This window comes from Mesorhizobium sp. M0768, from assembly GCF_040320195.1.
Classification (GTDB): Bacteria; Pseudomonadota; Alphaproteobacteria; order Rhizobiales; family Rhizobiaceae; genus Mesorhizobium.
In genome coordinates this window covers 68092-81221 of record NZ_JAMYPD010000026.1, presented here as the reverse complement: position 1 = coordinate 81221, position 13130 = coordinate 68092, and the positions used below count along the sequence as shown (strand labels likewise).

The window sequence follows — 13130 nt, the reverse complement described above, 5'->3', positions numbered from 1 at the left end:
TGGCCCTGACCTCGGCCGGTGTCCCGTCGGCGATCTTGCGGCCGTAGTCGAGCACGGCGACGCGGTCGGAGAGCCCCATGACCACGCCGATGTCGTGTTCGATGAGGATGATGGTGACGTCGTGCCGGTCGCGCGCTGCGCGCACGAAACCGGCCATCTCGGCCTTCTCGGTCGCCGTCATGCCGGCCATCGGCTCGTCGAGCAGCAGGATCTTCGGCTCGGCGACAAGCGCGCGCGCCAGTTCGACCCGCTTCTGCAGGCCGTAGGGCAGCGTTGCGACCAGGCGATCGGCGACGGCCTCGAGATGCAGGAAGGCGATTGTCTGGTCGACCTTTTCAGCGATCGCGGCATCTTCGCGCCGGGCGCGCGGTAGACCGGCGATATGTTCGACGAAGCTGGCGCGCCGGGTGTGGACGCGGCCCGACGCGATGTTGTCGCGCACTGAAAGCCCACCGAACAGTGCCAGGTTCTGGAAGGTGCGCGCGACGCCGAGCCGTGCCAGACGGCTTGCCGACACCCGGGAGAAGGACTGGCTATCGATCGCGATCTTGCCCTGATCGGCGTGATAGAGGCCGCTGATGATGTTGATCAGCGAGGATTTGCCGGCGCCATTGGGACCGATCACAGCGCGAATCTCGCGGCTTTTGACCTCGAGGTCGACATCCCGCAGTGCCGTGACGCCACCAAAGGAAATGCTGATCCCGCCCAGCGCCAGGATCGCATCAGCCTTTGCCGACAGGCGCGCCGGGCGCGTGTCCTCGACGGGACCAGCACCAGCAAGAATGCCGGAAATTTCGGGCGCGCGCTCGTATGCGGCGGCTCCCAGCGAAGCACCAATCATGAAACGTCCCTGATTTTGAAGGCGTGCGGGCGGCGGCCTGGAGGCCGCGCGTGTCCTATTCCGCGGCGACGAGCTCCCTGTCGCGCGCCGCTTCCAGTTCGCGCACCAGAGGGATGACGCGCTTGCCGAAGAACTCCACCTCTTCCTGGAAATGCAGGAAGCCGAGCAGTATCAGATCCGCGCCGGCATCCTTCAGCTTGAGGATGCGTTCGGCAATCTGTTCCGGCGTGCCGATGAGATTGCTGCGGAAGCCGTCATTGTATTGGACAAGATCCTCGAACGAGGATTTCGCCCAGTTACCCTCGCCTTCCGGCGACGCCTTGCCGGCATTCTTGACCTGATCGGCGAAACCCTGCACCGCCTCCGGATTGGCCTTGGCGATGATCTCGTCGAGCACGGTGCGCGCTTCTGCCTCGGTTTCGCGAGCGATGGCAAAGGCGTTGACGCCGATCTTGACCTTGTGGCCATTGGCCTTCGCCTTGGTCTTGATGTCGTCAACCTGCTTCTTGATCTCTTCCGGCGTGTTGCCGTTGGTGAAATACCAGTCGGAAACCCGCGCAGCCATGTCGCGCGCCGCGCGTGATGAGCCGCCCTGGAAGATCTCCGGCTGCGGATCGATCGGCTTCGGCTTCATCGAGTAGTTGGTAAAGCGATAGAAGTCGCCCTTCAGAGTGAAATTGTCCTCGGTCCAGATGCCGCGCAGCGCACGGATGAATTCCTCCGAACGGCGATAGCGCTCGTCATGGTCGAGCCACAGCTCGCCGATGGCGGCGAACTCACCGCGGAACCAGCCGCTGACGACATTGACGGCGACACGGCCATTGGTCAGGTGGTTGATGGTGGCTATCTGCTTGGCCGCCAGCGCTGGATTCCATGGGCCGGGCAGGATCGCCGCGATGACTTTCAGCGTTGTGGTCGCCGCAAGCAAGGCATGGCTGAACGATACCGATTCGTGCTGGTTGTCGGCGCCATAGCCGGCCGTGAAGCGTATTTGGCTCAGCGCGTAGTCGAAGCCGTTGGCCTCGGCGATCTGGGCGAGCTTGCGGTTATAATCGATGTCCCAGCCTGTCCGCTGCTCGATGTTGGAGATGACAAGGCCGCCCGAAACGTTCGGGACCCAGTAGGCGAATTTCAGGTTGTCGGAATGCGAGGTCATGGTTGGTGTCCCCTTTTTTGATTGGCTTAGCCGACGCGCGCGGCGACGGCGGTGTTCGCGTGACTGGAAGTGAGCAAGGAGACCGCTTCGGTAGCAGCCCGTGAAATGCGCTCCGTGATGGCCGCGCCGACGATTTCGGCTCCGATGAAATCATCGGGCGAGCCGTAGACGCCGGTTGGGACGGTGACGGCGCCGAAAAAGCCGAACAATGGCCGCAGCTGATGTTCGAGAACCAGGCCATGGTATGGACTTCCGCCTGTTGCCGCGAGAAGCACGGTCTTGCCGGCCAGCGCGCGATAGTCGACGAGGTCAAACAGGTGCTTGAGGGCGCCGGTGTAGGACGCCCTGTAGACCGGCGTCCCGACCACGAGCAGGTCGGCCTTCTCGACACGCTGGACGATCGCTTCGCCGGACGCGCCGAGCGCGTAGCGGGATAGCGTCACAAACAGCGAGGGCGCGGCTTCGGTGATTTCGATCAGGCCGGTGTCTGCCGGGGTGCGCTGCGCGATCGCCTTGACCAGCGCGCTCACCACCGCAGTCGTGCGCGATGGCGTGCTTACGCCACCCGATATGCCGAGAACCGAAATTCTTGCCATCGTCGATCTCCTGTTCCACCAAGGGAATGGCCGATTGCCAATGGGATCGGACGATATTCGACAAAATCTATAGAGATAAGGAATTATCTTTCGATTTTCCCAGACCGGTGAGAAAATCGAAAGTGCTGACGCGTCATTAGCATTAGCTATAACATCCGATTGGCGGCAAACCGCGAGGGCAGACCGGCCAGGCTTGATCATGGCGATCGGCCCGTCCGGCCACTCCTGCGCCGCCGATCAGCAATGCCGAGCGGTTGGAAGTGGTAAGAATCTGACCCTTAGTACGGGTGCGGAATGGCGCGCTCGCCCGCAAGCTGCTCCTTATTCTCAATGCAAAAGCACGCGAAGCGCGCAAAGAGTTCGCAAATGCAACTTGACACCCCAGATAGTCGCTCATCTCGATGTGGTTCGGCGGAGGCGAGGCCGGCAAAGTCGTCTTCATCGCGCTGGCGGCTTTCCAACCGACCTTGATCAACACTTGGCAGGGCGCCCGCCGATACCTGGTGCGATGTTGAGCAGAAGCTCGGCCCCCACCGTCGCGGTCCAGGCGTAGATCAGCGCGGCATGAAGGCCGGTGAAGATTTGCGGCAGCGCACCCGGAATGGCGATGATCAGGGCGAAGTCAAACCAGCCGAAGGTCAGCACGTCGGCAAGCTCGCGATAGCCACGCGGGATGCCGGACAGGCCCAGCAAAGCCGTTCAGACCGACGAGATCGAGCATTTTCTCCGCCTCGAGTCGCGTTTATAATCCCGGATAAGCGCCTTGCCGGTGTCGGCCTCGCCGGCGGCGAAGGTTTCAACCGCCTCACCGAGCAGCGCTGCCCGGAACGCTGGATCACGCTCGGCGCGCGCCTTCACGGTCTCCTTGAAACTGCGCGAGAGTGCCATTGCTCTCACGCCTTCGCCTTCTTGCGGCGCTTGTAGTTCGGCATTCCTGCCATCCGGGGTATCGTTCATGCTGCCGGCGTCTTCGAAGGCGGGATGATCGGCGAGGTCCAGCGCGACGCGATGAGGCGCGTTATGGCGCCGAAGGTCACTGGCGGCCTGTTGCTGCATCAAGCGTTCCCTCCTGGTTCGCTCGACTTCTTCATACAATTCTCTTCCTCCGGCCAGTTCGCGCGATTGACAGGTCAGGCGAGCTATGCGGCGAGCAACGCTTTCCTGGACGCTCTCGCGCGCCATAGAAACACAACGAATACGCGCGATCCACTCAGCATTTCCGGTTTGCTCCTATCCTACCACACCTCGTTGCCTCAGGCTCATGACCGTTGGGCGGGGTCTCGGGTGCTGTTCCCACCACCGCCATCCGATCGATACGCGAAGGCATTCCCAAGACGTCGTCATCAGGCAGCAGCAACGGGACAATCGTGAGTGCGGCATTGAGCACCTCAGCCCAACTCCTGTCCGACGTCTCAACAGTAGGATCGTTGCTGAAGGACGCAACGATTTCGCCGTCGCCGCGGAGGAGTTGCTGCATCCGCCAGGGGAAACCGTATCCGCCGATGCCACGCTGTCGATACAGTGCCTCCACCCTCAGCCAATCCCAGTGTTCGGCGCAGCGTGCTTGGATGGATCGGAGGTCGACACCAGCTTCGAGCCCGACCGGCTCGCGGTCGGTCAGAGCACTGGTGTGCGTGGTCCACGACCAGCCCGCTACCTGGTCCTCCTCGTCGACCGCCTTCGTTGATATTTGCAGCCCCTCGTTCTGGAGGACAACCTGTAGATCCAACGGACTCGAAACAGGTACGGGAGATCTTGGTCCTCTGCGTGAACGAAATCAATTTGATGTTCGAGACCGCGTCGAACTGGCTGAAGGAATGGTTGGTGAAATTGCCACTTACGAGAGAGCCTGAATCGCCCCGCCGTGTCCTGTCGCGGCAGTTGAGAAGGTCGACCAAGTCGTCGGCCTCTTCGATAGGCATGTCGATTAAGGGGACGCCCACCTCGACGACCGGCAGCCCCGTGAAGACGTCGATAATGTCCCACGTGCCTTCGGGCGTCTTCTCTATGTCGTAACGCTGGGCCATTGGGGGTTTGGGCGGGATATCTAGAGGTTACAGGCCATCCTTTGGGCTCCGAGAATGGCCTCCCGATTGGACTGCTCTAGCGCCTCAATTTAGCGAAGCGAGCGGACTTGGCAATCCTGGGTCGACCGCCAGATTTCGCATGACGCGTAAGTAACATCGGCTACGAATGCAAACCGTCTTGTTTCCGAAAGACTGACCCAGCGAAACGCGTTCCAGCAGATCTGAACAAAGCAGCCCGTCGAACAAAAAAGGCCGGGCTCGAATGCGGCCCGGCCAAAGGAAGGTCAAAGCCTTCAGAGGGGAACACCGTTTAGCGGAATGGGAGGAAAACCGCCGAACGATTTTGCCTTTCTGAGCTCATTTCACGGCTTTGGCGACGAATGACATTCCAAAGAAAGCGCGAAACGGCAAAGATTCGTGCTCCGACCGCAAACCTGAACATCGGCATAGTACCGGCGTGCCACATCGACATACGAACGCAGTCGGCTTTTCAGGCGACATGTCGGAACAACAGTGCCCCGACCACTTGCCGGTCCGCGGGCCTCGGCCGCCAATTCTTTCGGCAGGCTCAGAAGCGGCATGGTCGCACTCCCGCCGCGCTTAAGAAAAACGGAACGGAAGCCCCTGGACGCCGGCGTCGGCGTCACGACCCGATGCACGGCCGCGCGCAAAATAGCCATTCGACGCCAGTTCGAGCACTGCGCCGTTATTGACGACCAGCGTTCCGGGAATCGAGTCCACATGCCATCACATCGCATTCTCGGGCGACTTCTTTCTTATGGTCAGGTCGCGCAAGCACGAGCTTCGAAGTTCCTCATCCTGCGACAGGCATTGGGTTATCGGCCCAATCTGTGATCTTGGCCAATTCTAAGGACGAATACGGAGTCTAAAGATTCCAAAGTTCATGAACCCGTTGTGATCTTCCAGGCCGGACGGCGGCTGTCGAGACTGCCTCGAAATTCATCACAAACCCAAGGGAGAAAGCCGGGGCAAAGTATCCCCTCGCCTGTCGCTGTGAAGAAGATGCAGGCAATGGTGTTTCAGCCGCATGAACTCGCCCGAGGCGATGATCTCGGTCATGCGCGGCCTCTCGAAAGGCACGGTGATTTCCTTGTGGATCCGGCCGGGCTGCGCCTGCATGACGATGATCCGATCGGCGAGCAGCAGGGCTTCGTCGATATCATGGGTGACGAATAGGATCGTCTTGCGGAATTGCTCCCAGATATCGAGCAGCAATTGCTGCATTCGAAGCCGCGTCAGCGCGTCGAGCGCTGCGAAGGGCTCGTCCATCAGCAGCAACCGTGGCTGATTGACGAGAACACGCGCGATCTCGACGCGTTGCTGCATGCCGCCGGACAGCTGGCCGGGATAGCGCCCAGCAAAGCCGTTCAGACCGACGAGATCGAGCATTTTCTCCGCCTCGAGACGCCGTTGCCCGCGCTTGACGCCGCGCATCTTGAGGCCGAAAGCGACGTTGTCGCGCGCATTCTTCCACGGAAACAGCGTGTGGTGCTGGAAAACGATACCGCGTTCCGGATGGGGGTCTTTTACAGGCTGTCCGTCGACCGAAAGGACGCCGGCAGCTGGCTTGATATGTCCCGCCAAGGCGCCGAGTAGGGTCGACTTCCCGCAGCCAGATGGCCCCAGAAGACAAACGAATTCGCCGGGAGAGACTTCGAAGCTTGCATCACTGATGGCTTCGAACGCACTGCTGCCGCGACCGAGCCGGATCGAAACACGATTGGCCTCGATACGACCCGTTGCCGGGCGAAAGCTGCGCTGATGGGTGTTCATCATTTGCTGTCCTTCGTGTGCCATGGAAGAAGTGCCGCCCCTGCCGTTCGCAATAGGGCACTGCTTCCCATGCCGAACAGCCCGATCAGGATCATGCCGACGATGATTTCAGGATAGTTTTGCAGCGTGTAGGATTCCCAGGTGTAGTAACCGATACCGAACTGGCCGGAGATCATCTCGGCGGTAACGAGACAAAACCAGGACGTGCCCATGCCGATGACCAAGCCCGTGACGATGTTCGGCGCGGCGCCTGGAATAATGACTTCCAACAGCATCGCGGTCCGTGTGCTCCCCAGGCTGCGCGCAGAGGCGATCAGCCTTGGATCGACACTTTCCACGCCATGGACGGTGTTGAGCAGGATCGGAAACAATGCGCCCGTAAAGGTGATGAAAATCATCGAGAGTTCCGACGACGTAAACATCAGAACCGCAAGCGGAATCCAGGCGACAGCCGGGATCGGCCGCAGGAGCTCGAGCGGGGCTTGCAGGAAATCCCCGAGCCACCGTGAGCGACCGATGACGAGGCCGAGGCCGATACCGATCACGGCGGCGATGCCAAAGCCGGCGAGACCCTTTCCAGGCTGCTCGAGACATGGGCAACGAGCTTGGGCGAGCGCAGGAAATCCAATGCTGCCGATCCGACATTCACGGGCAATGGCACATTCTCGAACGTGACAATGCCGAGATTCAGTCTGAGGCTCGATGCCATCTGCCAGAGAATGAGACAGGTGGCGAGGGATCCGGCCCGGCGCAACCAGCGCCCAAGATGGAAATGCGTCATGGCGAGCCTCAATTGCTGGCCATGATCGAGGCCTTGGCGGCGGCGAAATCCAGCACCTTGCCACCATGATCCCAGGCCCATTTCTCGGCGTTTTCCTTCAGCAGGAAGGCGCTGACTTCGCCGCCGTCGGCATGCACGAACCAGGCCTGATTGCCGAGCAGCTTGATGCCGCTTTCACGGTCCTGCGCATAAAACACCCGGACCGGCTTGCCCTCACCTTCAATGGCCTTGAGCGCCTTGAATGCGTTCTGCGGCGACGCATAGTGTCGCACGAGCGGCTCACCCTGGACCCAGATCTCAGCAACGCGCTTGGGATCGCTGATCGCTTCACCGGTGGCAGCATCCTTGGCATTCAAAGGCTGCTGGGCATAATTCTTTAGCGAGGCATCATAGTCGACCCCAGACGCCTTGAATGCGGCCTTTATGAACCGGTCATCGACAAAGCTGTTCACGTCGAGCGACTGGTCGGTCTTTTTCAGGACCCTCAAAGTGTCGATCGCGGTGGCGACAGCCTGGCGGTATTCCGGCTTCCAGGTTAAATCACGGGTCTGAAGCCCGAGCGGTCCATGGAACAGGTAGTCGACCTCGGCATCGACGCCCGTCACCTTTGCGATCAGTTCACTGTATTTCTCCGGCTCCCTGGCGATCAACTGATCGGCCTCGATTGCGGCGCGAAGATAGGCAACAACGATCTCGGGATATTTTTCGGCATAGTTGGCATCGACCAGGGCACCGTGGAAAGTGGGCGTCTTTGCCTGCGATCCGTCATAGATCTTGCGGGCGAAGCCGCGCCAGGGGAAGAGTTCGGCAAAGGGGACAAAATCGGCATGCGCCTCGATCTGGTTTGCCTGGAGGGCCGCGCCGGCAACTTCAGGCGCCTGGGTGATGATCTTCACGTCGCGTTCGGCGTCCCACCCCTGTGCCTTGACGGCGCGCAGCAGCATGCCATGCGAGGTCGATGCGAATGGAACGGAGATGGTTTTGCCCTTGAGGTCCGAGAGCGACTGGATGGGCGAAGCGGTCGGCACCACAATGCCGTTGCCGCTGCCGTTCACGCTGCCCGACAGCACGGTGATGAACAGGCTCTTTCTTCCTGCCTTGATATGGGCGAGACCGTTGAACGAGCCGGGGAAATCCGCCATCACGCCGAAATCAAGCTTTCCGGCGATCTGCTCATTGGTGATCGGCGCGCCGCTCGTGAAGTTCTTCCACTGGATATCATAGGTGACGTCTTTATACTTGCCGTCGTGCGGCAGGTATTTGTCGAGCAGCTTCAACTCACGGATCAGCAATCCGCCCGTGGCGGTGTTGATGGTGGTGTCCTGCGTGCCGATCGCCACGCGGATGGTTTCGGCATCCGCGGCAGAAGCAAAGCCGGCCGCCACAAGGGCAAGGGCAGCCAAATGTGTGCGAAAATTCATGGGTCCTACCTCGTGATTTGATGCCGGCATTCGGCGGTTGGATTTGCCGACGCAGTGGCGATAGCCAACCGCTGTCCCGCAAATTTATGTGCCGATCGGCTGAAGGCATAAGCAATTACTTGCACGATTTCGGAGCCGGTCTTGGATCGCGGGCATCCGGCCGGAATTCGCACGATTAAAAATCGCATTGTAAAACAAGTGTTACATGCGTCGTTCGAACTTGGGCACAAGAATCATCTACGTCAGGCATGAAAGGCGCAACTATATTCCTTTTTTGTCTATAGAATTTATATACTTTTTACGCGTTTTCGGGACGCGCAAGGAGCCGGATATGAGCCTCGAAATGCTTTCGACCGATTTCGAAGCTGAGCGTAAGAAACATGAGCCGGTGCTCGAATTGCCCGAGCAGGTCGTTCTTCCCGGCGATCGTGCGCTTTTTCTCAGCGAAAGCGTGGAAGGGCTCGACGACGGCGCGCATTTTCTCGATACCCTGACATCAGACGAGTGGGCGAAACTTAGGGCGCATGGCCGACGTGTTTCTTTTGCGACCGGTCAGGCGATCTTCACCCAAGGCGAGAGGCACGGTGGCATTTTCATCATCGAAAGCGGCCAGGTTCACGTCTTCTACACGGCACCGTCAGGACGCGAAATCACCCTCGCCTACTGGACAGCGGGGCATTTCATTGGCGGTCCCGAAATGACCGGCGGTGGAATTCATATCTGGTCCGGAGAAGCATTAAGTGAATGCCGGATGCTGTTCATACCGGCCAATGCGTTGAAGAAGCTCGTCGTCGAGCTTCCGAATTTCGCGCTCTGTCTTTTGCAGGGGCTTGCAGCGAAGGGCAGATGCTATTCGGCGATGGCTCAGATGCTCGGCACGCGTTCGGTGATCGAACGTCTGGCGCAGTTCCTGATGACTCTCGGTAACCTTCATGGCGTGCGCGACGGACGGGCAATCGTCATCAATGCCAAGGTGACGCATGACCAGATAGCTGCCATGGTCGGCTCCACACGCCAATGGGTGACGATGATGATGAAGCGCTTCCAAAAGGAAGGGCTGGTAACCGTGACGCCACGTCATATCCGTATCGAACGCCCGCACGCGCTGATGGAAATGGTTTCGAAGCGCGCGGCGGGGTGAGGCCACGCTTCGGCTTCCACTAACCCAGCCGCGTCAGCGCCCAGCCAACAGTCTTGCGTACGTCCGGATCAGCGTCGCCGATATGCGCCATGAGAGCATCCCGCGACGATGGATCAGCGATTTCACCGAGCGCCGCCGCCGACTCCTTGCGCAGCGAAGCCATGTCGCTCGTCAACAGCTCGGAAATCTCCCGAACCGCCGATTGCGCCTTGAGCTTGCCAAGCGCATTCAGGCATTTTTGGCGAACCTGCCAGTATTCGTCGGAAAGGCCGGCGGTCAGTCCGTCGACGGCCGAGGTCTGGCCGATACGACCGAGCGATTCGGCCGCCGCGGCCCGCACCTGCCAGTTCTCATCGTCGAGGGCAGCCGTCACGGCGGCCGCTGCGGCGGGCTGGCTCGTGAAAGACAAGGCGTTGACCGCAACCGACCGAACGGTGGCATCGGCATCGCGCGTCGCGGCGATGAGGGACGGCAAGGTCTCTTCCAGCTTCAGATAGGCGACGACGCCGAGCGCCTGTGCGCGCACATTGGGATCTTCATCCCGCATCGCCGCCAGAGCGGGGCCGAGTGCCCCACGCGAACGCAACGCTTTCAGCCCGCGAAAACCCGCAGCCCGGACCAAGGCGCGTCCATGGCTGACGAGCGGCAGAATGGATTGCGCTGCCGCCGGATCCTTCAGTTCAGCAAGGCTATCGGCTGCCGCTTGGGCCACCGTCAAAACCTGATCCGCCGCCAGACGGGCAAGGCCCGCAGCCGCCTCAACGGCGTCGAACTCGGACAGTGCGATAGCCAGCTGCAAACGCACGGTCGCGTCGGGGTCGGCAACGGCAGTCAGGAGATGCGGCAGCACGTCCGCGCTCGCGGTCTCGGCAAGGTCGATGACGGCAAGCCGTCGCACGGCCGCGTCTGCATCGTTCAGACGCTCGCCGATTTCCTCGATGTCGCCAAAATCTTCGAAGGGATCGAATGCAGTCATGTCAGCGCAACAGATAGGGGATGTTGACGGTTACAGCGCCGGTCGGACAATCCTGCTCGCACGGCATGCAGTACCAGCACTCGTCGAATTTCATATAGGCTTTGCCAGTGAGATCGCTGATGCGCAGGACATCCAGCGGGCAGACATCGACGCAGACCGTGCAGCCCTTGTCGGCGATGCATTTTGCCTCGTCCACGACGACGGGAACGGTTGTGGGTGAAAGCGCAAGCGGCATGGCTTCCTCGTCAGGCTTGATTGGAAGCGCGCAGACGGTCATAGGCCGTCCGCTCCTCGTTCTCGATCGGAACGATGTAGGGTTGGATTGGCCGCTTCTCAGAAACCAGGCGGCCGTCGACCTTGCGGAGAAGCGTATGGCAGAACCAGTTGTCGTCATCCTTTTTGGGATAATCGACGCGGTTGTGATAAAGCCCCCAGCGGCTCTCCGTGCGAAAGAGCGAGGCATGGGCCGCCATGTCGGCGCAGTCGAGAATGGACCACACTTCGAGCGAACGCATCAGTTCATGTGCGTCGCGGGCGACAAGGGCGGTTTCGAGATCATCCCTGATCTCCGCAAGCCGCGCCTGGCCGATCTGCATCCTGGCCGTCACCTTGGGCGGCTGCAGATAGTCGTTGACCAACCGCCGGGCCTTGTATTCCAGCTGGTTGGGCGGGATGCCGTCCTCGCGCCGCGTCGGTGCCAACACCCGCTCGCGCTCCGCCCGGACAAACTCGCTGTCGAAATCCGGAAGGTCGGTTTCGAGCGCGACTTCGGCAGCGTGCTCGCCGGCGACGGCTCCATTGGTGAAGGCGCCGAGCATATAGTTGTGTGGCACGCTCGCCATGTCGCCCGCGGCGTAGAGGCCCGGCACCGTGGTCCGGGCGAATTCATCGACGAAAACACCCGACGCGCTGTGACCCGAACAGAAGCCGATTTCGGAAATGTGCATTTCGATCATTTTTTCGCGGTAATCGGTGCCCCGTGCCTGATGGAACCGGCCGCGCGACGGGCGCTCGACCTTGTGCAGGATCTGTTCGATCTCGCCGACCGTGTCGGCATGAAGGTGGTTGAGCTTTAGGAACACCGGCCCCTTGCCCGACTGTAGTTCGTTGTAGAATTCCTGCATCATCTGTCCCGACCAGTAGTCGCTTTCGATGAAGCGATTGCCTTCACTGTTGGCGGTATAGGCTCCGAACGGACCGGCAACGTAAGCGCAAGCCGGGCCGTTATAGTCCTTGATCAGCGGATTGATCTGATAGCATTCGAGATTCGCGAGCGCGGCACCCGCATGATAGGCCATGGCATAACCATCACCGGAATTGGTCGGATTCTCATAGGTTCCGAAGAGATAGCCGGAATGCGGCAATCCGAGCCGGCCCGCCGCGCCCAGGCACAGGATCACGGTCTTGGCACGCAGCACGAGTAATTCAGCCGTGCGCGTGTTCACCGCAATGGCGCCCGCGATCCTGCCGTCCTTGGCGGTCAACAGGCGCGTTGCCATGAACCGGTTGGAGACCAATATCCTTTCGCGCTTGATCTGCCGGTAGAGCGCCTTCTTGACGGTATCGCCATTCGGCATCGGCAGCACATAGGTTCCGAGATGGTGGACCTTCTTCAGGTCGAAATCACCGTTGGCGTTCTTCTGGAAGCGGATGCCGAAACGATCCAGTTCCTGGATGATGTCATAGCAGCGCGAGGCGTATTTGAAGACCGGCGCCTGATCGACAATGCCGTCATTGGCGATGGTTATTTCCTTGGTGTATTGCTCGGGCGTCGCATATCCCGGGACGACGGCGTTGTTCAGCCCGTCCATTCCCATGCAGATAGCTCCGGAACGCTTCACATTGGCCTTTTCGAGCAGGACCACATTCAGCGCGGGATTTTTCTGCTTCGCCTTAAGCGCCGCCATCGGTCCGGCCGTGCCGCCGCCGATCACCAGCACATCGCAGGTGACTTCCGACAGCCCTTCGACAAAATTATCCATTCTCGTTCCTCACGCCTCAGCATCGGCGATTTCGCGCAAATAGCTCCAGGGATAGATGCCTCGGTCGTGCCCGTCGGAGAAAACCAGACGTATGGCATATGAACCGATCGCCTCTGCGCTCGTCACGGTGACGGTCTCGAACGAATGTTCGTTACCCTCGATGTCCGCCCGCACCTGCTGTGCCGCCCGGCTGCGTGCTCGGAGCACGGACGCCGGGATAAGCGAGACCGCACCGTCATCCCATGTAACGGAGAGAAGGTTGCGCGCGGCGGTGACCTTGAGCTCACGAGGTATCACGGCGTTCCCTGATGGTTCGCCCCATCTTAGGGATCATAGGACCCTGGACACGCAATAAATTGCCTACGGCCAGCATGCTTATTGAAGCCGGGATAAATCGTGGCAAGATGGGGTGGTT

Annotated in this window: 12 protein-coding genes and 3 pseudogenes; 2 read left to right on the top strand and 13 right to left on the bottom strand. The window is 60.3% G+C overall.

Annotated features, from left to right (window positions below):
• The 5 genes and pseudogenes from NKI08_RS26445 to NKI08_RS26425 form a co-directional block, all read right to left on the bottom strand.
• Positions 1 to 841, bottom strand: an 841-nt coding sequence (locus NKI08_RS26445; RefSeq protein WP_352773441.1) for an ABC transporter ATP-binding protein, incomplete at its 3' end; no start/stop codon positions are given.
• Positions 842 to 896: 55 nt separating this feature from the next.
• On the bottom strand, positions 897 to 1997 hold the full coding sequence (gene sfnG, locus NKI08_RS26440; protein WP_352773438.1) for a dimethylsulfone monooxygenase SfnG: 1101 nt from the start codon (positions 1995 to 1997) through the stop codon (positions 897 to 899).
• 26 nt (positions 1998 to 2023) lie between these two features.
• Positions 2024 to 2593 (bottom strand): FMN reductase, encoded by a 570-nt coding sequence (gene msuE / locus NKI08_RS26435; protein ID WP_352773435.1) that lies wholly within the window; start codon positions 2591 to 2593, stop codon positions 2024 to 2026.
• A 471-nt stretch (positions 2594 to 3064) separates the two neighbouring features.
• On the bottom strand, positions 3065 to 3286 hold the full coding sequence (locus NKI08_RS26430) for an ABC transporter permease subunit (protein WP_352773432.1): 222 nt from the start codon (positions 3284 to 3286) through the stop codon (positions 3065 to 3067).
• Positions 3287 to 3337: 51 nt separating this feature from the next.
• Positions 3338 to 3481 (bottom strand): annotated as a pseudogene (locus tag NKI08_RS26425) (helix-turn-helix domain-containing transcriptional regulator); the annotation flags it as partial.
• Positions 3482 to 3574: 93 nt separating this feature from the next.
• On the opposite strand from NKI08_RS26425, the pseudogene NKI08_RS26420 reads away from it, so the two are divergent.
• Positions 3575 to 3733: pseudogene (locus tag NKI08_RS26420) on the top strand (KR domain-containing protein); the annotation flags it as partial.
• A 70-nt stretch (positions 3734 to 3803) separates the two neighbouring features.
• On the opposite strand, the gene NKI08_RS26415 reads toward NKI08_RS26420, so the two are convergent.
• The 4 genes and pseudogenes from NKI08_RS26415 to NKI08_RS26400 all read right to left on the bottom strand — a co-directional run bounded on the left by NKI08_RS26415 (position 3804) and on the right by NKI08_RS26400 (position 8616).
• The gene (locus tag NKI08_RS26415) at positions 3804 to 4322 is read right to left on the bottom strand and encodes a hotdog family protein (RefSeq protein ID WP_352773452.1); all 519 of its coding nucleotides are present in this window, start codon (positions 4320 to 4322) and stop codon (positions 3804 to 3806) included.
• Between the two features lie 1261 nt (positions 4323 to 5583).
• Positions 5584 to 6414: an ABC transporter ATP-binding protein gene (locus tag NKI08_RS26410; protein ID WP_352773446.1), complete on the bottom strand. Its 831-nt coding sequence runs from the start codon at positions 6412 to 6414 to the stop codon at positions 5584 to 5586.
• Positions 6414 to 7195 (bottom strand): annotated as a pseudogene (locus tag NKI08_RS26405) (ABC transporter permease). Before NKI08_RS26405 ends, NKI08_RS26410 begins: the two are co-directional and overlap by 1 nt.
• 8 nt (positions 7196 to 7203) lie before the next feature.
• Positions 7204 to 8616, bottom strand: coding sequence for an ABC transporter substrate-binding protein (locus NKI08_RS26400; protein ID WP_352773429.1), 1413 nt, complete (start codon positions 8614 to 8616; stop codon positions 7204 to 7206).
• 331 nt (positions 8617 to 8947) lie between these two features.
• Here NKI08_RS26400 and NKI08_RS26395 point away from each other — a divergent pair, with 331 nt between their 5' ends.
• Positions 8948 to 9757, top strand: coding sequence for a Crp/Fnr family transcriptional regulator (locus tag NKI08_RS26395; protein WP_352773426.1), 810 nt, complete (start codon positions 8948 to 8950; stop codon positions 9755 to 9757).
• Between the two features lie 19 nt (positions 9758 to 9776).
• Here NKI08_RS26395 and NKI08_RS26390 read toward each other — a convergent pair whose 3' ends face one another.
• From NKI08_RS26390 to NKI08_RS26375, 4 genes are read right to left on the bottom strand one after another with little or no spacing between them, the layout of a single operon-like run.
• Positions 9777 to 10733 (bottom strand): HEAT repeat domain-containing protein, encoded by a 957-nt coding sequence (locus NKI08_RS26390; RefSeq protein ID WP_352773423.1) that lies wholly within the window; start codon positions 10731 to 10733, stop codon positions 9777 to 9779.
• A 1-nt stretch (position 10734) separates the two neighbouring features.
• Positions 10735 to 10968, bottom strand: coding sequence for a 4Fe-4S dicluster domain-containing protein (locus tag NKI08_RS26385; RefSeq protein WP_352725657.1), 234 nt, complete (start codon positions 10966 to 10968; stop codon positions 10735 to 10737).
• A gap of 10 nt (positions 10969 to 10978) precedes the next feature.
• Positions 10979 to 12715, bottom strand: a complete 1737-nt coding sequence (locus NKI08_RS26380; protein ID WP_352773420.1) for a fumarate reductase/succinate dehydrogenase flavoprotein subunit — start codon at positions 12713 to 12715, stop codon at positions 10979 to 10981.
• Between the two features lie 9 nt (positions 12716 to 12724).
• On the bottom strand, positions 12725 to 13012 hold the full coding sequence (locus NKI08_RS26375; RefSeq protein WP_352773417.1) for a gamma-butyrobetaine hydroxylase-like domain-containing protein: 288 nt from the start codon (positions 13010 to 13012) through the stop codon (positions 12725 to 12727).
• Between the last annotated feature and the right edge of the window lie 118 nt (positions 13013 to 13130).